The sequence below is a fragment of the Peribacillus frigoritolerans genome (genome assembly GCF_001636405.1).
Taxonomy (GTDB): domain Bacteria; phylum Bacillota; class Bacilli; order Bacillales; family DSM-1321; genus Peribacillus; species Peribacillus frigoritolerans.
The window spans coordinates 4,233,390-4,257,053 of sequence record NZ_KV440950.1 but is presented as its reverse complement, the minus strand read 5'-3'; the positions used below and the strand labels follow the sequence as shown (position 1 = coordinate 4,257,053).

Sequence of the window (23,664 nt, the reverse complement as noted above, 5' to 3'; positions counted from 1 at the left end):
TTCAGTAATTATGAGGAATGAAAAGGTCCGATCCTTACCTCAGTGAATACACAACATGAAAGCGGGGAAATACATCATGCGTCTTGAAGATGCAAAGCTAAAACTCTCCTTACCTGAAGCAATCGGGGTTTTGGCCGTTCTTTTCTTAATCATTGCAACTGGCATCATTCATTATGGACTTGCCCCCCATATTCCAATTATAGCGGCACTCCTATTTCTATTTGTTTATGGAAAGTTCAAGAAGCTGCCATTTTCGATTATGGAGGCAGCTATCGTCAAAGGTGCAGGCACTGGTATGGGAGCCATCTATATATTCTTTTTCATTGGCATGCTGATTTCGATCTGGATGGCAAGCGGGACAATCCCTACCATCATGTTCTATGGGTTTGACTGGATTTCTGGTGAATATTTCTATGCAATCACATTTCTGGTGTGTTCCCTAATTGGGCTCTGTATCGGGAGTTCACTTACAACATCAGCAACAATCGGCGTTGCTTTGATAGGGATGGCGGCGGCGATGGATTTATCGTTGGCGATTACAGCCGGTGCTATCATTTCCGGTGCATTTCTTGGCGATAAAATGTCTCCATTATCCGACTCTACCAACCTTGCATCGGGAACGGTTGGAGCACCATTATTTGAACATATTAATAATATGCTTTGGACTACGATTCCAGGTTTTTTCATATCGCTTATCATCTTTTACTTCCTTTCACCGAATGTCAAAGTTGCTCGCGTTGAGGAAATCGAAGCCATGACCAAGGCCCTGGAAATGGAAACGAATATAAGCATATGGAGTTTGATTCCGTTTGTCATCGTTCTAATCATGGCTTTGAAAAAGGTGTCAGCGATTCCGACATTGTCAGCAGGAATCATTTCGGCGGCTGTCATTGCTTTCATACAAACCCCAAGTTTGACGGTTGCAAAACTAGCGGATATTTTATACGGCGGTTTTGTACTGAAGAGTGGAATGGAACAACTTGACTCAATCCTATCGCGGGGCGGAATTGAAAGTATGATGTTCTCCGTTTCGATGGTGTTGCTGGCATTGGCGATGGGCGGACTATTGTTTGAATTGGGAGTCATTCCTTCTATTTTAAATGCAATCCAGGACTCATTGACGAGTGTAGCGAAAGTGATTTCCGCTACTGTATTTGCAGGAATCAGCGTGAATTTCCTAGTGGGTGAACAGTATTTGTCAGTTATACTGCCTGGGAAAGCTTTTCAGCAGAAATATGATGATTTAGGCCTGCAGCCCAAAACGCTTGCGAGGGTACTTGAAGATGCGGGAACAGTTGTGAATCCTTTGGTTCCTTGGGGTGTCTGCGGTGTATTCTTGACACAGGTTTTGGGTGTTTCAACCCTTGAATATGCTCCGTTTGCATTTTTCTGCCTACTTTGTCCTTTGCTTAGCCTGATTTCTGGCTTTACTAAAATCGGTATCCATTATAAATGAAAAAACAGGCGGTCGGATTCGACTGCCTGTTTTTTTACATCCAAAACCTTCAGAGAAGGCAAATCCCCCCTGACATTAGCAGAAATGTCAGGGGGGATTTGATCGATTATTTTGAAGACGCGATCTCATCTTTTGGGATGGACACGACTTTTTCTTTCTGTTCAAGTAAATTCATTCGCATGACGACATTTTGGAATATGCCCATTGAAAGCATGAGCAGCAGTAAGGAAGATCCTCCATAACTGATGAATGGAAGGGTGATCCCTGTAATTGGGATAAGTCCGGTCACTCCGCCGACGTTGATACCGACTTGAATGCCGATCATGGATGAGATGCCGATCAATAAAAGACTTCCAAATGGATCTTTGCATTTGGCTGAAAGTACAAATCCCCTCAGGACGATAAAACCTAGTGTCAATAGAACGAATCCCACTCCGAATATCCCGAGCTCTTCTGCAATGACGGCCATGATGAAATCAGTATGTGATTCAGGCAGATACCCGTATTTTTGTACACTGTCACCAAGTCCCACTCCAGTAAGGCCGCCGGAACCTATGGCGAATAAGGAATTCACGAGTTGATACCCGCTTTCTCCTGCCTTTCCGAAAGGGTCTGCAAACCCGGTAAAACGAGACATCTTATTTTCAGTAAGAACGGCTGAGAAATTTCCTGTCACGAGTACCCCCAATGCAAATATGGCAACGAATATCGCAGTGATCAAAGAGAGTTTGAATATACTCTTAAAAGACATCCCGGATGAAATGATCATGGTACTTGAAATCAGGAAAATGACCGCTGCCGTTCCATAGTCAGGCTGTATTCCGATTAAAAAGCAGATGAATACCAGAAAGAAAATCGGCGGGATGACGGCTTTATCAATACTATTGATTCGATCCTGCCTTTTTCCGTAAATGGCTGCCAGATAAATGATTATGGCTAACTTGGAAAATTCCGCAGGTTGTATCGATGCTGTCCCTAACTTGAACCAGCTTGTGGCATTTCCTGCTGTATGGCCGAAGATAAATAACAGCAAAAGGATACCGGCCATTCCAAACATCATAGACATCAAGAACATTTTGTTTTTGTACATCTTATAAGGAAGAATCATCGTGACGATCATTGCCACGAATGAAATGAGAAAGGCCGTTTTTTGTTTCTCAAAGAAGAAATCCATGGACTGGCCGTATCGAGCGACAGCAGTGATCATGCTCGAACTGTAAATCATGACTAAACCAAACAAACAGAGTAATACGACAGCGATGAAAATAGGGAAGTCGTATGCTTTAATTATTCTTTTCACTTGTGCGCTCACCTCAAATATGTATGCGCGAAAAAATCGCCTTCTTATATAGTAACGGAAAATCGGTTATATAGATAATAATTTTTGTTCGATAATATGAATTTATCCTCCCATTACCCAGTATTAAACACTAAAACCAATAAACTTGTCTATGCCGGATTATCAGAATTTCGATTCTTATATAATTACCTTCGATAAAAAAGTGAATATTCCTTTTTATAACGAAAAAATTTACTATATATTCCATTTTGAAGTGTTATCATGTCTGGAAGATTAAGTTAATGGTATTTGCGATGGAGATGGCATGGAGCTTCACCAATTGAGTTGTAAAACGTGATGTGATGCAGTGGATACTGTAAACTGTAAACGAATTTGTTAGTGTAATTCATCTTAAGGGGAATACACCGATTAAGCGGCAGGGAATCGGTCAGGAATCTTATGAAGAGAAAGAACCGGTTGTGAAGTTGGTTCCAAGCGATTATATTATACAGGCTGCTGTGTCTCTGGCATTATATAAAGAGGGTTCAGGGGGAGAATTTTCGTACGTTTAGTGAAGTATAAGAACGTATATCTGTTCAAGAAAAGTGCTCAGGTGCTCTTATCAATTCTTCCAGGCATCCTAATTTCACTTTTAAAAGAGCGTTTTGACAGCTGTGCAGCCGAGAAGTTTTGCTGCATTTCAGAGGAGGTGTTCCTCCTCGGTCGATCTTTATTTAAAGCATAAAAATGATATGGAGTACCGATAAAAAAAGTTTAAGCAAGGGGAGTAGTTATGGAAGAAATACATGACAAGTTGGAAGTGTTTTCTCCGGCAACAGGTGAGAAGATTGCGGAAATCGTCCCAACACCATTGAAGTCGATTCCTCATATATATATGAAATCAAGACATGCGTTCCAATCATGGTCGAATCTTCCCATCAAGGAACGGCTGCACTATTTAAAACGGCTCCGTTTATTGATGGTTGAAAGGATGGATGAAATAGCAGAAGTCATTTCAAAAGATGCGGGAAAAGTGAAAATTGAAGCGCTGGTTGCTGACATCATGCCAACGATCGATGCAATCAAGCATATCGAGAAACATGCAGTGAAAACTCTTTCCGGACGGAAGGTCACCACTCCACTCTTGTTAATTGGTAAAAAATCTTATGTCCATTATATGCCCCGTGGAACGATTCTCGTCATTTCACCATGGAATTATCCGCTGCAGCTTTCCATGGTTCCCATTCTTAATGCCCTAGCGGCTGGAAATACTGTCATCGCCAAACCATCAGAGGTAACTCCTTTAGTTGGGGCGTGCATCGAAAATCTGTTTCTTGAAGCTGGTTTCCCAGAAGGAACTATACAGTTTGCCCATGGAGGAAAAGAATTGGGTGCAGCATTAACTGAGCAAAAACCAGATTATATATTTTTTACTGGATCTGTAAGGACCGGAAAAATGATTGGTGAGGTTGCAGCAAGAGACCTGATCCCAACGACTTTGGAGCTTGGCGGTAAGGATCCGATGATCGTTCTGCGTGATGCTAACCTGGAACGGGCTGTGAACGGGGCTCTTTGGGGGGCTTTCACAAATAGTGGGCAGGTGTGCATGAGTGTTGAAAGGGTTTATGTGGAACGTCCTGTTTATAAGGAATTCCTGATGCTTCTTAAAGAAAAAACGAAGTCCATGAGGCAGGGGGTGCAATCGCAGGATGATATCGGTTCAATGACTTTCCCTAAACAAGTCGATATTGTGGCTGGCCAACTGGAGGATGCACTGAATAAAGGGGCCGTACTTGAAACCGGAACACCTCCGAAAGAGTGGAAAACGGGGAAGACCCATTTCATTCCGCCGACGATTCTTTCCAATGTCGATCATTCCATGAAAATCATGAAAGAAGAAACGTTCGGACCCGTGTTGCCTGTTGTGCCTTTCGATACGGAGGAAGAAGTGATCGCCCTGGCAAATGAAAGTGAATATGGACTCAATTCCAGCGTTTGGACAATGGATAGGGAAAAAGCAAGTCGGATTGCGTCACGGTTAGTAACCGGTGCGGTGACGATCAATGATGTGCTGATTACGGTTGCTAATCATCATTTACCATTTGGCGGTGCCAAACAAAGTGGGGTTGGCCGCTATCATGGCGAGCATGGATTGAAGATTTTCTGCCATGAAAAAGCAATCATGATCGATAAAGGTAAAAACGATACAGAAATACAATGGTATCCATATGAAGGGAAATACACGAGTTTTTTATCGCTGTTTCAGAACTATTTTTCTGCCAAACCGAACTGGATTCGTTTCGGCAAAGAATATTTATCATTGATAAAATTATCCAAAAGGAACAGAAAATGAGATCCATTTATAAAAAAAGATTGTTATTTTCATAACGAGCGCGTATACTATTAATATACTTAATAACTGATTTTCCTTTTCAAAGGGGAGTAGCGTTAGGGTTCGCCCTAAAACAAAGTCGTCATTACGTGAATGTTAAACATTCATCGGCTTTGTTGACATGATTTCATGTTCAGCAAGACCTTTGCCTATACGGCAGAGGTCTTTTTCTTTTTGCCAATGCCAATAGGAAGGAAATACAACTATTGGAGGTTGAATGGATGGAAGCATCAATGTTATTGGAATATGGCTGGGTCCTACTTATCTTGGTTGGATTAGAAGGGATACTGGCTGCAGATAATGCAGTCGTCATGGCTGTCATGGTTAAGCATTTGCCAAAAGAACAACAGCGGAAAGCCTTGTTTTATGGTCTGATGGGAGCTTTTGTTTTCCGTTTTGCCAGTCTATTCCTTATTTCCTTTCTTGTCGAGGTGTGGCAAGTTCAAGCAATCGGTGCGATTTATTTACTTTTCATCGCTTTTCAGCACATTTACAAAAAATACGCTGGTAAAGGTGAGAAGGAAATCACGAAACCTAAAAAGCAATCCGGCTTCTGGATGACCGTGGTAAAGGTTGAAGCGGCTGATATCGCTTTCGCAATCGATTCCATGTTGGCTGCCGTCGCGCTGGCTGTTACCCTACCTGCAACAGGCTGGATGAAAGTCGGCGGTATTGACGGAGGGCAATTCGCTGTCATGTTCCTCGGCGGTATGATCGGGTTAATCATTATGCGATTTGCAGCAAATGCGTTCGTTAAGCTGCTTCATCGGCGTCCTTCACTTGAAACGGCAGCATTTTTGATTGTCGGTTGGGTTGGTGTGAAATTGGCGGTACACACACTTGCACACCCTTCACTTGCTTTCATTGATCATCATTTCCCTGAATCAACTCTTTGGAAATCGATTTTCTGGACTGTATTGATTGGAATTGCAGCAGGTGCATGGATCATTTCAAGCAAAAAAGAAAAAAAAGAGAAAGAAGAGAAAAAAATACAGGAAGCGTAAAAAAACGGGCGTGCCGGTCACGCCTATTTTTTTTGCTTCTTAAAGTATTTATGGAGATGACCCTCAAAAGCGCAGGTATGTTTACGAATGATATGTTAAAAGATGTGAATATTAAATTCCGGTTATAAAAATGACAATTGTCCCATTGTATTGGGCGAAAAAACGGAAAAAGATATTTTACTGTAATTGCACTGTAACAAACGAGAAAAAACTAAGTATTTTATCATGTTGATAAATTGTGTGATTTCATTTTTATCGCAAAAATAGTTCTTTTGGTACTGTCTTTTAGACTCCCTCCGCTTAAGATAAGTATGTTGATGCGTATTTTATGTTCAACAGGAGCGAGGTGAGCAAATGCTTGGTTTGTTGTTTACAGCATTCAAAAAAAAGCGTTCTTTAGAAGAAACCGTATTGAAAATTCAACAAGGCGATAATAGCCTTCGTAATGATACTATAGAGTCATTCAAACCTTTTATTGCAAAAACAGTCTCATCGGTTTGCAAACGTTACATATACGAATCAGATGATGAATTCAGTATTGGAATGATTGCTTTTAACGAGGCAATTGAAAAATACTCCCCGGAAAAAGGCCGTTCTTTATTGGCATTTGCCGAAACCCTCGTTAAACGAAGGGTTATAGATTATTTAAGAAGCCAGTCCAAACAAAAAGAAATCCTATTGGATTTAACACTGAATGATGAGAATGATCAAAGCCAAATATATATCGATAATGAAAATTCCATCAATGAATACGAAATGCAGAAGGAATCGGAAAGAAGAAAAGAAGAAATTCAGCTTTATATAAGCCATCTAGAGGATTTTGGTCTGTCATTTGAGGATTTAGTTGAAAACTCTCCCAAACATGCAGATGCCAGGAAGGGAGCTATTATGATCGCTAAATTGTTAATGGAAGATGACGAACTGAAGGAAATCCTGTTTGCAAAAAAGCGGCTGCCCGTAAAACAGCTTGAGGGAAAAGTGGAAGTAAGCAGAAAAACGATTGAACGGAACAGAAAATACATCATTGCCGTGGCAATCATAATAAACGGAGATTTTTTGTATTTGAATGATTATATAAAAGGGGCTATCGATGAATGAAAAAAGGAGTTATTCTTTCAGTTAATAAACGATTTGTAACCCTATTGACCCCCGAGGGTGAATTTCTGAAAACCAAAAGGCAGGAAAGGGAATATGAAGTGGGTGAGGAAATCACTTTTTTACCTGCAAAACAAAAATTCACTTTAGCCTTTTCCAATATTCATTCATCTTTCAAAAAAACGGCCGTGCTAAGCATTGCCTCCACCTTCCTGATTCTCTTTTCAATTCTTCCTTCTTATTTCTCTGGTCCTGTGTCGGCATATATGACGATAGATGTGAATCCAAGCATTGAATTGGAGCTTGACGATGATTTAGAAGTTCTCAAGCTTACCGGATTAAATGAAGACGGAAAGCTTGTTATCGGTCAGCTGAAGGACTGGAAAGGCAAAGATATAAAGGCTGTTACAAACCGAATCGTTGAAACGACGAAGCAACTTGGTTATTTGAAAGGAAATAATAAACAAATAGTCGTTTCCACAACGTTAATGGAAAAAAATAATGAACTGGATAAGAATTTAAAAGAGGAGATAAAAGAAATATCTGAGCAGGATAATGTTTCCAAAACAAAGATGAAAGTGATCCAGGCAACAAAAAGCGATCGGAAGCATGCTAGGGAACAAGGCATATCCACGGGTAAGTATCTCGAAAAGAAGTTGAATGAAGATAAAGATAAGATAAAGGTCAATAAGAGGGAGCCTGCCCCGGCGCCAGTTAAAAAAGTCGAGGAAACCGTTGTTGTTCCGAAAGAAAAGGGCGTAATGCTAAGTGCGGAAAACAAATCGGATGGAGAAAAGAAAAAAGAGAATAATGAAAATGAAATAAAACAAAAGCCGGCCAATGAAGCCAAACCGACTGAACGGAAAAACGCGGAAGTTACCGAAATTAAGGAACAACCCGAACGGGAAGATACAAGTGGAAAACGGAATGCGATAAATGGATATAAGGAAAAAAGCAACGAGTCAAAAGGGAAATCGGATAGATATCACAGCAACCAATCAAAGGACAAGCAGAAAAATGAACAGAATGATAAAAAGTTCGATAAAAAAAAAGTTTCATCACTCAAAGAAAATTCTATAAAGCCCGACAATAAAAATAAGCAAAATAAACAGGATAGGCATGATAGACAAGATAAACAGGATAGGCAGGAAAAACAAGTTAAACAAGTTAAACAAGATAAACAGGGTGAGCAATATAAACAAGATAAGAAAGATTGGGATAAGTCAAAAAGGGGTAAAGGCAATAATGGAAATGGAAATGGACATAATCATTAAAAAGAGTCCAGCATGGAGCTGGACTCTTAGCCATGGATATTTAATTGTGAATTATTGACCTTTAAGTTGAGATTGTGCTTGTTGTACAAGACGTTTCGTGATTTCTCCGCCAACTGAACCATTGGCACGTGCTGAAGTATCGGAACCTAATTGTACACCGAATTCAGATGCAATTTCATATTTGATTTGTTCTAATGCTTGTTCGATTCCTGGAACAAGAAGGTTGTTACTGCTGTTAGCCATTTGAATCTCCCCTTTACTTTTTCAACGGCTTTTGCCGCTGTAATGATAGTATAAGTAGAATGTGGAGTTTTACTTATGCGAGCAGCATCAAACTTATTGGTAAACCTGCCTTTTTGTTGTAAGTAAGTCAGTTTTAAAAGAGAATGGAAAAAAGAATGAAAAAAGGGTAAACTAGATTTTTAATGGTTATGTGATTTGCATAACTATAAAGGAGCAAGAAAGGAAACTCTTTATGTTTGCTATCAAAAAAATATTATCAAAGTTAACACCAGCTCAGCTTATCGTCGGTTATTATGTTTTGGCAGTCAGCATCTCGACCGTACTGTTGAGTCTGCCGGTCGCTCTTAAGCCAGGCGTGGAATTTGGATTCATGGATGCTTTATTCACAGCCGTAAGTGCAGTTAGTGTAACAGGTCTAACAGTTGTAAGTTTGCCCGAAGTGTATAATGAGGTAGGCTATTTCATTCTCATGTTCGTTCTCCAATTTGGCGGTATTGGCATCATGACACTCGGAACCTTTTTCTGGCTTATAGTGGGCAAGAAAATCGGCTTGAAGGAAAGACAATTGATCATGACAGATCAAAACCAATCGAATCTTTCCGGTCTTGTTAAATTATTGATCCAAATCATTCAGATATTTGTCGTAATTGAAATGATAGGGGCTCTCGTTTTAGGCATTTACTTTCTGAATTATTTTCCAAACGGGAAAGAAGCCTTTTTAAATGGCTTATTTTTAGCCGTAAGTGCCACCACGAATGCTGGTTTTGATATTACCGGTATATCGATGATTCCATTTAAAGACGATTATTTTGTACAGTTCATAACGATTATCCTGCTTACCCTTGGAGCCATTGGGTTTCCTGTCTTGATTGAGCTGAGGGAGTTTTTGTCCAATAAGGCACGTACTTATAAGTTTCATTTTTCTTTGTTCACGAAGCTGACCTCAGTCACTTTCTTTTCCCTTATCGTTGGGGGAACGATCCTGATTTACCTTCTGGAAATTAATGGGTTCTTTAAAAATAAGAACTGGCATGAATCGTTCTTTTACTCATTATTTATGTCCTCCAATACGCGGAGCGGCGGGTTGGCAACCATGAATGTGAGTGACTTTTCGGAACCGACCCTTTTGTTGTTGAGCATATTGATGTTCATTGGAGCCTCCCCAAGTTCAGTCGGGGGAGGAATCCGGACAACTACACTGGCCATCATGATTCTATTTTTATGGAATTTCATGAGAGGAAGGCGTTCCATAAAAGTTTTCAAACGGGAGATTCATCCCGATGATATCCGAAAAGCGACAGCGGTTATGATCATGGGATCGCTTCTTTGCATAATGGCGGTCTTCATATTATCCATTACCGAAAATTTCACTTTGATGCAAATCATTTTTGAAGTATGTTCGGCTTTCGGTTCAGTCGGCCTTTCGATGGGAATTACACCTGACCTCAGCAATACCGGTAAAATTGTCATTATGATCATTATGTTCATTGGCCGTGTTGGGATAACCTCCCTCCTGTATATCATAGGCCATAAAGAAGTTACGGAAAATTTCCATTATCCAAAAGAACGCGTCATCATTGGGTAAAGATTTAAGTTGAACAGTGACCTTTCCACCCGTGGGAAGGTTTTTTGTGTTGTTTGCAGGAATCATGGATAAAATGTTGAAATTTACCTATAAGTGAGTGTCCTACCATTTCAAATATGCATAGTTTGATCCCTTACTTGGAATTCGATCGGATGAAGTATAAATCATTTTGGTAAGGAGGTGGAGAATGTGAAGAAATATACTGGAAGGATCATTGTCCCTGTTCTTTTTTTTGTATTGATATTACCCTATATAGGGTGGCTGGGTCATGAAGAACGGGGGTTTTCCGCCTTTGCAGGAATATATTTAGTCGTAATTTTAACCATAGCCTGGTGTTTGGGTGCCATCTATGATCATAAACGGAAAACGATCGCTTTATTGCAGGATAGTGAAGGGCGTTATCGCATTTTCTCCAATTACTCTAAAGAATTGGTCAATAGCTTCAATGAGGTTATTTTCCAAACGGATGATAAAGGTAAATGGTTGTACTTAAACCCGGCATGGAAATCGATGAGTGGTGCATCCGTGAATGAATCTCTGGGGCTTCACTTTTCTAAACATATGGATAACAATTCTTATCAAGACGTATTAAAGGCCTTTGCGGACTCCTTTCATCGAGGGGATAAATATTTTCGTGCGGACATTAAACTAAATGCGAAAAAGGGAACAAGCTGGGTGGAGGCATTCGTTAAACTTATTTACGATGACGCTGGGAAATTCATCGGGACGGCGGGCATATTATCGGAAATTAATGAACGTAAACATGCGGAGGAAAAGCTTGTGAGCCTAAACGAACATTTGGCCATCACATCAAGCAAGTTATCAACGGCTGCCCAACTTGCGGCTGGGATTGCACATGAGGTCAGGAATCCGATGACGGCGATAATGGGATTCGTGAAGCTGATTAAAGATGGCGGTGCCGAAAAGCAGGAATACTACGATATTATTTTTTCGGAAATAAATCGAATCGAGAAAGTGCTGAATGAACTCTTGCTGCTATCGAAACCCGCTGGGGCGGTTTTCCTTGAGAAGGATATAAAGGAAAGCTGCAACCATGCCGTAACGCTGTTGGAGACAAATGCAGTACTGAACAATATTCAAATTCATAAAAATTATGATTCAGAACCAATTTTTATGTATTTTGATGAAAACCAAATCAAGCAAGTGCTAATAAACATGATAAAAAATTCCATAGAGTCGATGCCGAATGGCGGAAATATATTTGTGAGCATAAATGAAAAAAATGGGGAAGTTTTTTTGAGCATTTTGGATGAAGGGGAGGGTATTCCGGAAAACTCCCTTCAAAAAGTAGGAGAACCATTTTTCACTACAAAAACATCAGGAACGGGTTTGGGTCTTTCCGTTTGTTTTAGAATCATCGAAAAGCATGGCGGAAAAGTATTCATCACAAGTGAACTGAAAAAAGGTACGAAAATCGTTTGTATTTTTCCAATCGTGCAACAAAAGCAATATAGTGAGAACGAAAAGGTCAAGATACGGGATCTTGAATGACAAGAAAACAAAAGATTCAATTGTTGAAAAAATCAGAATCTTGTGTATATAATTTAAAAGTAATAACATACTAACCGGTTAGTAAGTTAAAAGGAGGAATTCAATTTGCACTTTGAACATACTGAAAAGGTGAAAAATCTGGAAAAGAAGTTAACGGAATTCATGGAGAAGTACGTTTACCCAAATGAATCGACATACAAAAAGCAGCTCGAAGCACAGGAAAGCCGCTGGAGTGAAATTCCCCCGATTTTATCTGAATTGACTGCAAAAGCAAAAGAAGAAGGATTATGGAATTTATTTTTACCTGATAGCGGTTATGGCGCGGGTTTAACAAATCTAGAATATGCCCCGCTTTGCGAGATCATGGGTAGGTCGACGATAGGACCTGAAATCTTCAACTGTAATGCGCCGGACACTGGTAATATGGAAGTGTTGGTGAGATATGGATCGGATGAACATAAAGAACGCTGGCTGAAGCCCTTGCTTGCTGGGGAAATCCGTTCATGCTTCTCGATGACGGAACCGGAAGTGGCGTCTTCCGATGCGACCAATATCGAATGCAGGATTGAAAGGACGGGTAATGAGTATGTCATCAACGGCCGAAAATGGTGGTCTTCAGGAGCAGGCGATCCCCGATGCAAGATTGCCATCGTCATGGGTAAGACAGATCCTGAGGCGGCCAAGCATGAACAACAGTCAATGATTCTTGTCCCGCTCGATACACCTGGTGTCAAAATCGAAAGAATGCTCCCTGTGTTTGGTTATGATCATGCCCCGCATGGCCATGCCGAAATCACGTTTGAAAATGTAAGGGTCCCGGCAACGAATATTCTATGGGGTGAAGGAAAAGGATTTGCGATTGCCCAAGGAAGGCTCGGACCGGGAAGGATACATCATTGCATGAGGCTGATCGGCGCTGCTGAAAGAGCACTTGAAGAATTATGTAAGCGCATTCAAGGACGTGTCGCTTTTGGTAAAACATTGGCGAGACAAGGTGTAATCATGGAGTGGGTTGCTGATTCACGGATTGAAATCGAACAAGCAAGACTTCTGACCTTAAAAGCTGCCTATATGATGGATACCGTCGGGAACAAGGAAGCGAAGGCGGAGATCGCGATGATAAAAGTGGTGGCGCCAAATATGGCATTGAATGTGCTGGACAGGGCCATCCAAGGCTTTGGAGCTGCCGGGATTTCCGATGATTTCCCTTTTGCTGCTCATTGGGCCAATGCACGGACTTTAAGGCTTGCTGATGGTCCTGATGAAGTTCACCGCTCACAAGTTGCTAAAATAGAACTTCGAAAATACCAACAAAAGCATGAGGTGAAAATATGAAAGTTACCGACTTATTCGATCTAACTGGAAAGACGGCGATCATAACCGGTGGAGGGAGAGGATTGGGAGCACAAATAGCGACCGGCTTTGCCGAAGCTGGGGCAAATGTCGTACTTTGTTCAAGGAAGAAGGAAGCATGTGACGAAGTTGCCTCGCAAATCGAAAAGCTTGGAGTCAAGGCGCTTTCCTTCAAGTGTGATATCACCAATCCGTCAGATGTCCAGGAAGTCGTTAACGAAACTTACCGTGAATTTGGTGCCATCGACATATTAGTGAACAATAGCGGGGCATCCTGGGGGGCACCAGCCGTCGACATGCCCCTTGAAGCGTGGCAGAAGGTGATGAATGTCAATGTAACCGGAACCTTTATCATGAGCCAGACAACAGGCAGGGTCATGATTGAGCAGGGACATGGGAAAATCATAAACATCGCATCCGTTGCCGGATTAGGGGGTACCGACCCGAGGGTGCTCGATACGGTCGGATATAATACGAGTAAAGGGGCGGTCATTACTTTAACGAAGGATTTAGCCGTTAAATGGGGTCAGCATAATATCAATGTTAATGCAATCGCACCCGGTTTCTTTCCGACAAAAATGACGAAAGGGGTTCTTGAGCAAGGAAAGAATCCTATCTTGGATTCCACGCCGCTAAAAAGGTTAGGGAGTGATGATGATTTGAAAGGGGCAGCGGTTTTCCTGGCCTCAAAGGCATCTGATTTTGTGACTGGTAATATTTTGATCGTCGATGGGGGTTCACATGCAAAGTAATGAAAGGTAAGTAAATATGGCTGGAGGGTATGAAATGATGAATGAAAAAAAATGGCTTTCCGTTTATCCTGATTCAATTTCAAAGGAAATAAAAGTCCCTGAGTTCCCGATGCAAAGAATCCTTCAAAATGCATGTGAGTCCCATCCAAACAATACAGCTATTTCTTTTTATGACCGAAAGATATCTTATCAGGAACTTTTTCATGCGTCGCGAGCCTTTGCTTCAGCCTTGCAAAAAAAAGGTGTTCAAAAAGGTGATCGTGTCGCCATCATGCTGCCTAACTGTCCGCAGTACGTCATAGCTTATTATGGATCATTGACAACAGGAGCCATTATCACCCAAATCAACCCAATGTTGGTTGAAAGGGAGCTGCAGCATATTTTACAGGACTCCGGTGCAGATACGATCGTTGTATTGGATGGATTATACCCGAAAGTGAAAAGTGTGCAGCGTCATTCAAATTTGAAAAATATTATCGTCGTAAGCCTGCAGACTTCGGATGCAGATTTTCAGCCTGATGCGTCTTTTGATCAATTCATGAAGACAGGAGACGGAAAAATCAATCCCGTATCAATCGATCCGGAAAATGATATAGCCGTTCTTCAGTATACAGGAGGAACGACGGGCCGTTCAAAAGGGGCGATGCTGACACACAGCAATATTCTGGCCAATGTCGTTCAAACGTATGAATTCTTCAAGCATGAATTAAAAATAGGTACTGAAAGAACGCTGTCGGTCATCCCGCTTTTTCATGTTTTTGGAATGTCGTCTGCAATGAATTTATCCGTGTATATCGCGGGTGACTCCATCATGCTGCCACGATTTGAAATAGAAGAAGTGCTGGAAACGATTAAGCGTGAACAGCCGACCACTTTTCCTGGTGTACCTACCATGTATGTAGCGTTGACGAATCATCCGAAGGCAGAAGAATATGGAATGGGTTCCATTCAGGTCTGTAACAGCGGAAGCGCACCGATGCCCGTGGAACTGCTGCGTGAGTTCGAACGAAAATCAGGTGCGAAGATATTGGAAGGCTACGGTCTTACGGAAGCTTCGCCAACAACGCATTGTAATCCGGCATTTGCAAAAAGGAAACCTGGGAGCGTAGGGATTGGTGTCCCTTCGACTGAATATAAAGTGATGGACCTGGGAGACGGAACAAAGGAAGTGGGATCCGGCGAATTGGGGGAATTGGTCGTCAAAGGGCCTCAAGTGATGAAAGGTTACTGGAATATGCCAGAGGAAACGGCGGTTACGCTAAGGGATGGTTGGCTTTATACGGGTGATATCGCCAAAGTTGATGAAGATGGATACCTCTATATTGTCGACAGGAAAAAAGATTTGATCATCGCAAGTGGTTATAATATATATCCGCGAGATGTCGAGGAAGTTCTCTATGAACATCCAGCTGTCCAGGAAGCCGTTGTCATCGGAGTTCCAGATGCTTACCGAGGGGAGTCGGTAAAAGCGGTGCTTGTACTTAAAAATAATAAAACGGCCAATGAACGGGAAATCATCGATTACTGCCGTGCAAACCTATCGGCTTATAAAGTTCCGCATTTCGTTGAATTTCGTGAAGAGTTACCGAAAACAAATGTCGGAAAGATTTTAAGGCGGGCTTTAAGAGAAGAACTTTCCAGGAAATAAAAGGGTTTTGATAGCACGAAAGCGTATGATATCAATTCAGCTGAAATTTTAACAGATTGCGAGGATGCATACATGAAAGAAAAAATGACAGAACATAGCATACGCTTATTTGAAAAGAAGGGCTTTAGTGAAACATCGATTTCTGATATCGTCGAATCGGTCGGGGTGACGAAGGGAACGTTTTATTATTACTTTACGAGCAAAGAGCAGTTGCTAATGGATATTCATCTAGCTTATATCGACGAGTTGCTTAGTGAGCAGGAAAGAATCATGTTGGAATCTGGGAAAAGCTGCAAGGATAAACTTTTCGATATGGTCTTGATGCTTTTAAAGAGCATTAAAACCAAAAAATCCAGCGCAACGGTCTTTTTCCGTGAAATGAAGAATCTAAGTGACGATAAGCTTGCACAAATCCTTCCTAAGCGGGATGAGTTCCGTAATAAAATCGAGCAAGTTCTGATTAGTGGCATCGAGAGCGGAGAACTGCGTTCCAATCTCGATGCATCGATCATCTCTTTTGCTATTTTGGGTGTGGCCAATTGGAGCTATCATTGGTTCGACCCAGAAGGTGAAAAAACCGAACAGGAAGTTGCAGCCATTTTTATGGGGATGATTCTGCAGGGAATTGAAGCGTGACCAGGTTACATACTAACCGGTTAGTCGAAGGGAGATAGAAGGCATGGCCAACAAGCAAATTAAATCAATTACCGTTATTGGGGCTGGGCAGATGGGGCATCAAATTGCGATGCTTGCTGCACTAGGAGGTTACGAAACGATTCTTCAGGATGTTCATGAAAATGCGTTGAATGCAGCCAAAGAAAAATTGGACGTCATTTTGACTAAATGGGTTCAAAAAGGAAAATTGTCTGAAGATCGTAAATTGGCTGCTTTTAGCCGTCTTCAATATACCACCGATCTTGAGAAAGCGGCCAGTGGGGCTGATTTGATCATTGAAGCGGTAGTTGAAAAACTTGATGTGAAGCAGGAGGTTTTCGCCCAACTTGAAGAACTGGCCCCAGCAGAAACCATCTTTGCCACGAATAGTTCAACGATTGTCAATAGCCTGATTGCGAGTGTGACGAATCGTCCGGATAAGTTCATTAATATGCATTTCTTTTTCCCGCCTCTAGTAATGGATTGTGTTGAGGTTGTAATGAGTGACCAAACATCCGAGGAAACAGCGAAGCTTGCAATGGAAGTCACAGAGAATATGAATAGGACAGGAGTTTTGTTGAGGAAAGAGATATCGGGATTCGTAGCCAACCGAATTTTGGGAGCGTTGCAGCGTGAGGCCTTATATTTGTATGAAGAAGGAATTGTTGACTATAAGGATATCGATTTGATCTGCAGGAAAGCTTTAGGCCATCCCATTGGTCCTTTTGAACTGATGGATCTATCAGGTATTGATGTAGGGTATTTTGTCATGCAGCAGCGTTTCAATGAAACTGGAAATCAAGAAGACAAGCCAAATGCTTGTATAGAAGAAAAGGTGAATAAAGGACATTTGGGCAGGAAAACAGGAAAAGGCTGGTATGATTATCCAAACCAAGGAGTGAAGAATTGATGACAAAATTAATTAATGTGGTTAAGGAAAATAAGCTTGCGGTAATCACCATCGATAATCCTCCATTAAATGTAATCAGCAAACAAGTATTCAGAGAATTGGGAGAAACTTTCGATGAACTTTCAAAAGATACTGAAACTGTTGCGGTACTCATAACCGGTGCAGGCAATATCGCATTTGCGGCCGGAGCTGATATAAAAGAATTCCCTAGCATGATGGGGAACCCGAATATGAAAGAAATGGTAAAGGAAAGTCATGCCGTCCTAACTAAAATCGAACAGTTTCCTAAACCTACGATAGCTGTATTAAATGGCCTGACCTTGGGCGGCGGATGCGAACTGGCACTGGCCTGTGATTTGCGAGTAGCTGAAACACAAGTTCAAATCGGACTGCCGGAAGTGAAATTAGGCTTATTCCCTGGAGCTGGCGGTACACAGCGTTTGTCAAGACTTGTAGGTAATGCAAAGGCAAAAGAGATTATATTTACCGGTGATCCGCTTGGTGCCGCGGAAGCGGAAAAGATCGGGCTTGTCAATAAAGTCGTTGAGCAAGGCAGCGGCTTATCGGAAGCGAAAATCTTGGCCTCACGGATGACAAGGCACTCACTTCAGGCACTTTCGAGAATCAAGAAGGCGATTAATGAAGGAAGTGAGGCAACACTTGAACAAGGTCTAGAGATTGAAACGAATCTTTTTGAAGAAATCTTCCAAACTGAAGATGTTAAAGAAGGGGTTTCCGCTTTCTTGGATAAACGTAAACCTGCTTTCGTACATCGTTAATCAAGGAGGGGGCTTATGCATGAATTGGAAGTCAACGTCCGTTTTTCCGAAACGGATGCTTTAGGCCACATCAATAACACAAGCTATTTCGTATACCTCGAAGAAGCACGCATGAAATTTTTTGAAGCTTTAGGCCTAGCGACAAATGTAGAATCTTGGAATTTTTTGTTAGCCTCCACTAAATGCGACTTTATTGCTCAGGGATATTTCAATCAACTCTTGACCATTCGTACATCTTTGACAAAGGTAGGTACGAAAAGCTGTGATATGGTCCATGATATCCTCTGTTCACAAACTGGGGAAGTGATTGCTAAAGGAAGTGCAGTTTTAGTCTGTTTTAATTTTTTGAAACAAAAAAGTGAACCTATTCCTGAATTTATTAAAGAAAAGCTCATTTCACATCTTGTTCATAATTAGAATGACAAAGGCTAAAGGAGTGGAAGAACATGGTTGACGATACGATTCCTGTTCGGCCCGGCGAGGAATTGAATATTGGTGCATTAGAAGGTTTCCTAAGAAAAAATGTATTGGACCTTCCAAATGAACCGTTGGAATTACAACAATTTTCTATGGGCTATTCCAATTTGACCTATCAGCTGAAAGTTGGTGAGTGGGAGGCTGTTCTCAGAAGGCCGCCGCTTGGCCCTGTTGCTCCAAAGGCACATGATATGAAGCGTGAACATCATATCCTTTCCTCAATCAACCCATATTTCCAAGCAGCTCCCGAGCCTATTCTGTTCTCGGATGATGAATCGGTTGCGGGGGCCCCTTTTTTCCTAATGGAAAGGAAACATGGAATTGTAATAGATACTGAATTTCCGAAGGGAATCGAGCCTACTGTTGAAAAGTGCCGACAGCTTTCATATGTGATGGTGAATCGGCTTGCTGATCTTCACTCGATTCCCTATGAGAAAACGGGTTTGATCGAAATATCCAAACCTGAAGGCTTCATTGAAAGACAAGTACACGGATGGATTTCCCGCTATGAGAGAGCAAAGACTGGTGAAATAAAGGAAATACGTCCGCTTATTAATTATTTTCAACAGAATATCCCGAAGTATAGCCAGACTTCAATAATCCATTATGACTATAAGATCAATAATGCCATGTTCAATCAGGACCTTACAGAGATGGTTGGTTTATTTGATTGGGAAATGTCCACCGTTGGTGATCCGCTAGCCGATCTAGGAGTGGCATTAAGCTACTGGACTGAAAGCGGTGACCCGGAACTTATCAAAATCGGTGTGGGTAAAGCGTCCGTCACGACTTTAACTGGTTTCCTGACCCGAAGGGAGTTTATCGAGACGTATGCAGCAAGAAGTGGCAGGGATGTTACCAACGTCGATTTTTATTTAACCTTTGGTTATTTTAAGTTAGCTGTCATCCTTCAGCAAATCTATTATCGATATAAAAAAGGCCAGACTGATGATCCCCGTTTTTCCAATCTTGGAAAAACGGTGAAAAGCTTACTCACTCATGCTGCAAATGTAGCTGCGAAGGAAGTTTAATAAAATGGAATATATTCAAAACATTCATTTACTACTAAAAAAAGAAGAGATAGATGTGGAAAAGCTTCAAGAAGGGGAGAAAGTTGCGGTCATCCTGGATGTGTTATTAGCGACTACCACGATTATTTCAGCACTTCATGATGGAGCACGCCAGGTGATACCTGTCATGGATCCACTGGATGCCTTGGTGAAAAGCCAGGACTTGGACCATGGGGATTTTGTAGTGGCAGGAGAACTAAAAGCAAAGCCGGTTGATGATTTAATGTATCCAAGTCCAACGCTATTAAGTAAGTTGGTACGCGGCAAAACTTTAATATTGTCAACTACTAATGGAACGGTCGCGTTGAGGAATTCAGCCGCTGCCAAAAGGGTTTATATTGCTTCTTTGTTGAATAATCCGTCTGTTGCGGAAAAAATAAAAAAGTATCATAAAACAGAAACGATCCTCATCGTTTGTTCGGGAAATTCAGGTGAATTCAGTCTGGAAGACTTTTACGGTGCAGGCCATTTGATAGATTGCCTGATTGCTGGATCACAAGGTACGTTCATACTCAACGATGCAGCAAAGGCTGCCAACGCGCTTTATCGCACGAATAGCGAAAATGCCTTTGATATCCTGAAATCATCGTATGTCGGACAGTTGTTTGACAAACATAGTTTGATCGCCGATTTGGAATTGGCGGCGCAAAAAGGTTCGTTGGATCTTGTACCAGAGTTGGTGGATGGAAGGATCGAAGCGGAATTGAAAAGGCAGGAAACGTAGTTCAAAAATACAGATAAGGAGTGAAGGGGATGAGGTTTTCGCAGTCAATAGCGGTGGTTACTGGTGCAGGCTCTGGTATTGGGAAAGCAACGGCGATTCGCTTGTCGGACGAAGGGGCAAAAGTGCTGTTGGTAGGGCGGACGAAAGGAAAGCTGGAGGAAGCAGCTGCAGAAATCAATGCCAGGCATCCGATTCCGGTTGCTGATATTTTCCCTGCAGATGTTACCGTCGAGGAAGAGGTAATGGAGCTGGCCAATTATGTGAAGGGAAAATATCGTGACCTTCACATTTTAATCAATAACGCAGGTGGTTCAAAGTCCTCGAAGCTCCTGGATACATCTGCAGCTGATTGGGATATGATTCAACATGTCAATTTGAAAAGTGTCTTTCTAGTTTCCAAGTATTTGGGGAAATTGATGGAAGAAGGAGCTAGTGGCGGAAATGAAGGTTCCAGCAATCGGGCAATCGTGAATGTTGCTTCACTGTCAGGACATCAGGCAGGAGCGTTCATCCCGCATTACAGCTCTGCTAAAGCCGGAGTCATCAGTTTAACGAAATCTTTGGCACTGGAACTCGCTGCGGTCGGCATTCGGGTCAATTCCGTATCACCGGGATTCATTGAAACGCCATTGACGGAGGATGGACTGCAAAATGAAAAATTCGTGAAGTCCATTCAGCGGAACACGGCACTGGAAAGAGTGGGGAAAGCGGAGGAAATAAGTAATGTCATTACCTTTGCTGCTTCCCCGGAGGCTTCCTATATGACTGGTACGGATTTATTGGTGGATGGCGGCTGGTTGATCAAATAGAAAAAGGGGATGGGTAAATGTTAAAAGAACACTTATTGAAAGAAGTAATCGATAATGTAATGATCCTGACTTTGAATCGCCCTGAAAGCTTGAATGCATTTAGTCCGGATATGATTGCAAGCTTAACGAAAGCGATTAAGGATGTTAAACAAACACCGCATATAAGGGCAGTCATCATCAAAGGTGCGGGAAGGTCATTCACTGCAGGAGGCGATGTGAAGTCAATGGGGCAGGCTTCTGCAGGTCAATTGTATGATCATGTTGGCAGAATGAATGAATGCATATTGGCTCTGGATGCTTCCGAGGTTCCTATAATCGCTGCCGTCCATGGATTTGCTGCTGGTGCCGGATTCAATTTGGCACTCGCCTGTGATCTGATCGTGGCTTCCGATGATAGTCAATTTGCCATGAGTTTTTCACAGGTAGGCCTGATCTCTGATGGAGGGGGTTCGTATTTTTTACCTAAATTAGTAGGGCCCCACCTTGCAAAGCAGCTCTTCTTTTCGGCCGAGCCAATTTCTGCAGAACGCTTATATCAGCTAGGTGTCATTAATTATTTATATCCACTCAATCAACTTGAAGAGGAATCATTGAAACTTGCGGTAAAACTGGCAAATGGACCGACAAAAGCATATGGGATGATGAAAAAGCTCGTCAGCCATTCATTTACGGCTACACTTGATGAAATACTGGAACAGGAACGTATTACGCAAACCTTGATGGCTTCCACGGAAGATCATCTGGAGGGGGTAGCGGCATTCAAAGAAAAAAGAAAGCCGGAATTTACAGGAAATTAATAAGGGAGGGATAAAGATGAAAGCTATTCATTTTGAAGAATACGGCGGACCGGAAGTACTGAAATTGACTGAAATGGAAAGACCTGTGCCAACAGGGCATGAAGTTCTGATTGAAATCGATTGTGTAGGCGTCAATTATGCAGATACAGCCAGAAGGGAAGGGCAATATGTAGTTCCTACGCCGCTTCCGTTCATTCCCGGTGCGGAAGTGGCTGGCGTAGTAGTGGAAGTTGGTGGAAAGGTGACCAAAATCAAACCTGGTACAAGGGTCGTCAGCTTAATTGAATCTGGTGGATATTCAGAATATGCCCTTTCTGATGAATTCTCGGCCATTCCGCTTCCTAATGCCATTCAGTTCCATGAAGCTGTTGCCTTGCCCCTCCAAGGTCTGAGCGCCTATCATATTCTTAAGACAATGGGACGCATGCAACAGGGGGAAACGGTATTGGTCCATGCTGCTGCTGGGGGAGTGGGAACGATTGCCGTACAGTTAGCCAAAATCTTCGGGGCTGGAAAAGTGATTGCCACCGCCAGTACAGTGGAAAAGTTGGAACTGGCTAAAGAGATGGGGGCAGATGAACTCATTGATTACATGCAAGAAGGATGGGAAATGAAAGTCCGAGAGGTCACGGGAGGAAAGGGAGTAGACGTCGCGCTGGAAATGGCTGGAGGGGATATTTTCAATAAAACATTGAAATGTTTGGCTCCCTTTGGACGTCTTGTTGTTTTTGGCAATGCAAGTCGTAAGCCTTATACGATGAACCCGCAACAATTAATGAGGCGCAATCAATCCATCGTGGGTTTTTTCCTGCCACAGATCATGAAAAACCCGGATTTGCTGTTGCCTAGCATTCAAGACCTTTTTGCATACGTTGCGTCTGGGGAGCTTAAGTTAACTATCGGGGGTATCTACCCAATTGAAAAGGCAGCAGCCGTTCATGAGGAAATGAACGCCCGGCAAACGAAAGGGAAGTTGATTTTGCAGGTTAAGTGAGAATAAGGGGTGTATGATGCACCCCTTCTAGGATTTCACTTGTTCCTTTGACCCTAAAGAAAGCACGCCTCAATCCGTATCAGTGCCAACATCTTTATCTGGATGCATGAAAGGCGGCTGAGGCGCTATTTTAGACTCTAATAGTTGGCGGTTTTCAGTTGAATTCCAGCCTATATCATTGGTGGGGTGTACCCATTCGTCTCCAGCCATGATTTCCGGGTCTGTATCCTCGTTCCAGTTTTCGAGTGGTGAGTTTTCAGAGGCATATTTACTGTCGCCAATGACGACTCCATAATCATTGACGAATGGAGCCTGAGGTTCTATGCCGGTCCCTTTAAAGCTTGGTGCGTTAATTTGGTGTGGTTGTGTATCGTTGACAATTGGTGAATCCAATTTCTTTTTCATGTAGTGTCTCCCTTTTCGTTTTACGGTTATTTTTCTCGTCTGTCCCTATATTATCCCTGAATAATTTCCGGCATTTTTACCCCATTCTAAAAGGTAAACTATATCAAAAAGGGTGGATGAAAATGAAACGGAAAGCCAATGTGGATGGAGCTGTCAAAGCAAGTAAAACGCCAAAAAGAAATCAAGCTGAAAATGAATTTTCCAATGAGTTCGCAATGGAGGAAAATGCAATGAAAGGTGCCAACCGCAATTCAAAGCAAGGCAGAAAAGGAAGAAGTAATGGATAAAGAAAAACGGAACAGCGGGGAAAAGATGGGTGAACATGTACGAACTGAATTTGGAATCGAATTCAGCGGCGATATGAACGCAACTAAAATTTATGAAATTTTGGCGAAAGAAAATAAAAAACGTGAAAGTGATAAGTAAAAAAGGACGGACCCAGCCTTGGGTCC

The 23,664-nt window shown here is 42.0% G+C and carries 24 protein-coding genes; 21 read left to right on the top strand and 3 right to left on the bottom strand.

The annotated features are described in order from the left end of the window. Nucleotides 1-76 precede the first annotated feature (76 nt). On the top strand, nt 77-1,456 hold the full coding sequence (gene nhaC, locus A6755_RS20080; protein WP_063591752.1) for a Na+/H+ antiporter NhaC: 1,380 nt from the start codon (nt 77-79) through the stop codon (nt 1,454-1,456). 106 nt (nt 1,457-1,562) lie between these two features. On the opposite strand, the gene A6755_RS20075 is transcribed toward nhaC, so the two are convergent. Further along, entirely contained in the window at nt 1,563-2,756 is a 1,194-nt protein-coding gene (locus A6755_RS20075; protein WP_063591751.1) for an FtsW/RodA/SpoVE family cell cycle protein, read from the bottom strand. Nucleotides 2,757-3,528: 772 nt separating this feature from the next. On the opposite strand from A6755_RS20075, the gene A6755_RS20070 reads away from it, so the two are divergent. From A6755_RS20070 to A6755_RS20055, 4 genes are all read left to right on the top strand, one after another. Further along, entirely contained in the window at nt 3,529-5,088 is a 1,560-nt protein-coding gene (locus tag A6755_RS20070; protein ID WP_063591750.1) for an aldehyde dehydrogenase family protein, read from the top strand. 260 nt (nt 5,089-5,348) lie between these two features. Beyond that, nucleotides 5,349-6,131: a TerC family protein gene (locus tag A6755_RS20065; protein ID WP_048689105.1), complete on the top strand. Its 783-nt coding sequence runs from the start codon at nt 5,349-5,351 to the stop codon at nt 6,129-6,131. A 354-nt stretch (nt 6,132-6,485) separates the two neighbouring features. Then, on the top strand, nt 6,486-7,229 hold the full coding sequence (gene sigI / locus A6755_RS20060) for an RNA polymerase sigma factor SigI (RefSeq protein WP_034314203.1): 744 nt from the start codon (nt 6,486-6,488) through the stop codon (nt 7,227-7,229). Then, entirely contained in the window at nt 7,226-8,500 is a 1,275-nt protein-coding gene (locus tag A6755_RS20055) for an anti-sigma factor domain-containing protein (RefSeq protein ID WP_063591749.1), read from the top strand. The genes sigI and A6755_RS20055 overlap by 4 nt, the downstream gene beginning before the upstream one ends. A gap of 51 nt (nt 8,501-8,551) precedes the next feature. On the opposite strand, the gene A6755_RS20050 is transcribed toward A6755_RS20055, so the two are convergent. Further along, nucleotides 8,552-8,743, bottom strand: a complete 192-nt coding sequence (locus tag A6755_RS20050) for an alpha/beta-type small acid-soluble spore protein (protein ID WP_034314196.1) — start codon at nt 8,741-8,743, stop codon at nt 8,552-8,554. Nucleotides 8,744-8,918: 175 nt separating this feature from the next. On the opposite strand from A6755_RS20050, the gene A6755_RS20045 reads away from it, so the two are divergent. The 14 genes from A6755_RS20045 to A6755_RS19980 all read left to right on the top strand — a co-directional run bounded on the left by A6755_RS20045 (nt 8,919) and on the right by A6755_RS19980 (nt 22,807). Further along, nucleotides 8,919-10,328 carry a TrkH family potassium uptake protein gene (locus A6755_RS20045; RefSeq protein ID WP_286676230.1) on the top strand — a complete coding sequence of 470 codons (1,410 nt, stop codon included), beginning with the start codon at nt 8,919-8,921 and terminating at the stop codon, nt 10,326-10,328. 189 nt (nt 10,329-10,517) lie between these two features. Next, a complete protein-coding gene (locus tag A6755_RS20040) occupies nt 10,518-11,840 on the top strand; it encodes an ATP-binding protein (protein WP_063591747.1) in 1,323 nt (440 codons plus the stop codon). 105 nt (nt 11,841-11,945) lie between these two features. Further along, nucleotides 11,946-13,175, top strand: coding sequence for an acyl-CoA dehydrogenase family protein (locus A6755_RS20035; protein WP_063591746.1), 1,230 nt, complete (start codon nt 11,946-11,948; stop codon nt 13,173-13,175). Further along, nucleotides 13,172-13,945: an SDR family oxidoreductase gene (locus A6755_RS20030; RefSeq protein WP_034314189.1), complete on the top strand. Its 774-nt coding sequence runs from the start codon at nt 13,172-13,174 to the stop codon at nt 13,943-13,945. Before A6755_RS20035 ends, A6755_RS20030 begins: the two co-directional genes overlap by 4 nt. A 37-nt stretch (nt 13,946-13,982) precedes the next feature. Further along, nucleotides 13,983-15,593, top strand: coding sequence for a long-chain-fatty-acid--CoA ligase (locus tag A6755_RS20025; protein ID WP_063592624.1), 1,611 nt, complete (start codon nt 13,983-13,985; stop codon nt 15,591-15,593). A gap of 72 nt (nt 15,594-15,665) precedes the next feature. Further along, nucleotides 15,666-16,229 (top strand): TetR/AcrR family transcriptional regulator, encoded by a 564-nt coding sequence (locus tag A6755_RS20020; RefSeq protein WP_034314187.1) that lies wholly within the window; start codon nt 15,666-15,668, stop codon nt 16,227-16,229. 43 nt (nt 16,230-16,272) lie between these two features. Further along, complete coding sequence (locus A6755_RS20015; protein WP_063591745.1) at nt 16,273-17,157, top strand: 3-hydroxyacyl-CoA dehydrogenase family protein; 885 nt, start codon at nt 16,273-16,275, stop codon at nt 17,155-17,157. Then, nucleotides 17,157-17,936, top strand: coding sequence for an enoyl-CoA hydratase (locus tag A6755_RS20010; RefSeq protein WP_034314182.1), 780 nt, complete (start codon nt 17,157-17,159; stop codon nt 17,934-17,936). The genes A6755_RS20015 and A6755_RS20010 overlap by 1 nt, the downstream gene beginning before the upstream one ends. 15 nt (nt 17,937-17,951) lie before the next feature. Continuing rightward, a complete protein-coding gene (locus A6755_RS20005; protein WP_053534255.1) occupies nt 17,952-18,353 on the top strand; it encodes an acyl-CoA thioesterase in 402 nt (133 codons plus the stop codon). Nucleotides 18,354-18,382: 29 nt separating this feature from the next. Continuing rightward, entirely contained in the window at nt 18,383-19,444 is a 1,062-nt protein-coding gene (locus A6755_RS20000; RefSeq protein WP_063591744.1) for a phosphotransferase family protein, read from the top strand. Nucleotides 19,445-19,448: 4 nt separating this feature from the next. Further along, nucleotides 19,449-20,207, top strand: coding sequence for a 2-phosphosulfolactate phosphatase (locus tag A6755_RS19995; RefSeq protein WP_244889698.1), 759 nt, complete (start codon nt 19,449-19,451; stop codon nt 20,205-20,207). A 29-nt stretch (nt 20,208-20,236) separates the two neighbouring features. After that, nucleotides 20,237-21,016 (top strand): SDR family NAD(P)-dependent oxidoreductase, encoded by a 780-nt coding sequence (locus A6755_RS19990; protein WP_063591743.1) that lies wholly within the window; start codon nt 20,237-20,239, stop codon nt 21,014-21,016. Nucleotides 21,017-21,033: 17 nt separating this feature from the next. Beyond that, nucleotides 21,034-21,813, top strand: a complete 780-nt coding sequence (locus tag A6755_RS19985) for an enoyl-CoA hydratase/isomerase family protein (protein ID WP_063591742.1) — start codon at nt 21,034-21,036, stop codon at nt 21,811-21,813. A 16-nt stretch (nt 21,814-21,829) separates the two neighbouring features. Then, on the top strand, nt 21,830-22,807 hold the full coding sequence (locus A6755_RS19980) for a quinone oxidoreductase family protein (RefSeq protein ID WP_063591741.1): 978 nt from the start codon (nt 21,830-21,832) through the stop codon (nt 22,805-22,807). A 69-nt stretch (nt 22,808-22,876) separates the two neighbouring features. On the opposite strand, the gene A6755_RS19975 is transcribed toward A6755_RS19980, so the two are convergent. Next, nucleotides 22,877-23,212 (bottom strand): DUF3905 domain-containing protein, encoded by a 336-nt coding sequence (locus tag A6755_RS19975; RefSeq protein WP_063591740.1) that lies wholly within the window; start codon nt 23,210-23,212, stop codon nt 22,877-22,879. A 122-nt stretch (nt 23,213-23,334) separates the two neighbouring features. Between A6755_RS19975 and A6755_RS27230 the strand changes: the two genes are divergently transcribed. Then, on the top strand, nt 23,335-23,499 hold the full coding sequence (locus A6755_RS27230) for a hypothetical protein (RefSeq protein ID WP_057278994.1): 165 nt from the start codon (nt 23,335-23,337) through the stop codon (nt 23,497-23,499). Continuing rightward, nucleotides 23,492-23,638: a hypothetical protein gene (locus A6755_RS27225; RefSeq protein WP_164468810.1), complete on the top strand. Its 147-nt coding sequence runs from the start codon at nt 23,492-23,494 to the stop codon at nt 23,636-23,638. The genes A6755_RS27230 and A6755_RS27225 overlap by 8 nt, the downstream gene beginning before the upstream one ends. The last annotated feature ends 26 nt before the right edge of the window (nt 23,639-23,664 follow it).

Coding starts and splice junctions, on each gene's coding strand:
- nhaC (WP_063591752.1), top strand. CDS start 77: ATGCGTCTTGAAGATGCAAAGCTAAAACTCTCCTTACCTGAAGCAATC.
- A6755_RS20070 (WP_063591750.1), top strand. CDS start 3,529: ATGGAAGAAATACATGACAAGTTGGAAGTGTTTTCTCCGGCAACAGGT.
- A6755_RS20065 (WP_048689105.1), top strand. CDS start 5,349: ATGGAAGCATCAATGTTATTGGAATATGGCTGGGTCCTACTTATCTTG.
- sigI (WP_034314203.1), top strand. CDS start 6,486: ATGCTTGGTTTGTTGTTTACAGCATTCAAAAAAAAGCGTTCTTTAGAA.
- A6755_RS20055 (WP_063591749.1), top strand. CDS start 7,226: ATGAAAAAAGGAGTTATTCTTTCAGTTAATAAACGATTTGTAACCCTA.
- A6755_RS20050 (WP_034314196.1), bottom strand. CDS start 8,743: ATGGCTAACAGCAGTAACAACCTTCTTGTTCCAGGAATCGAACAAGCA.
- A6755_RS20030 (WP_034314189.1), top strand. CDS start 13,172: ATGAAAGTTACCGACTTATTCGATCTAACTGGAAAGACGGCGATCATA.
- A6755_RS20025 (WP_063592624.1), top strand. CDS start 13,983: ATGAATGAAAAAAAATGGCTTTCCGTTTATCCTGATTCAATTTCAAAG.
- A6755_RS20020 (WP_034314187.1), top strand. CDS start 15,666: ATGAAAGAAAAAATGACAGAACATAGCATACGCTTATTTGAAAAGAAG.
- A6755_RS20015 (WP_063591745.1), top strand. CDS start 16,273: ATGGCCAACAAGCAAATTAAATCAATTACCGTTATTGGGGCTGGGCAG.
- A6755_RS20010 (WP_034314182.1), top strand. CDS start 17,157: ATGACAAAATTAATTAATGTGGTTAAGGAAAATAAGCTTGCGGTAATC.
- A6755_RS20005 (WP_053534255.1), top strand. CDS start 17,952: ATGCATGAATTGGAAGTCAACGTCCGTTTTTCCGAAACGGATGCTTTA.
- A6755_RS20000 (WP_063591744.1), top strand. CDS start 18,383: ATGGTTGACGATACGATTCCTGTTCGGCCCGGCGAGGAATTGAATATT.
- A6755_RS19995 (WP_244889698.1), top strand. CDS start 19,449: ATGGAATATATTCAAAACATTCATTTACTACTAAAAAAAGAAGAGATA.
- A6755_RS19990 (WP_063591743.1), top strand. CDS start 20,237: ATGAGGTTTTCGCAGTCAATAGCGGTGGTTACTGGTGCAGGCTCTGGT.
- A6755_RS19985 (WP_063591742.1), top strand. CDS start 21,034: ATGTTAAAAGAACACTTATTGAAAGAAGTAATCGATAATGTAATGATC.
- A6755_RS19980 (WP_063591741.1), top strand. CDS start 21,830: ATGAAAGCTATTCATTTTGAAGAATACGGCGGACCGGAAGTACTGAAA.
- A6755_RS19975 (WP_063591740.1), bottom strand. CDS start 23,212: ATGAAAAAGAAATTGGATTCACCAATTGTCAACGATACACAACCACAC.
- A6755_RS27230 (WP_057278994.1), top strand. CDS start 23,335: ATGAAACGGAAAGCCAATGTGGATGGAGCTGTCAAAGCAAGTAAAACG.
- A6755_RS27225 (WP_164468810.1), top strand. CDS start 23,492: ATGGATAAAGAAAAACGGAACAGCGGGGAAAAGATGGGTGAACATGTA.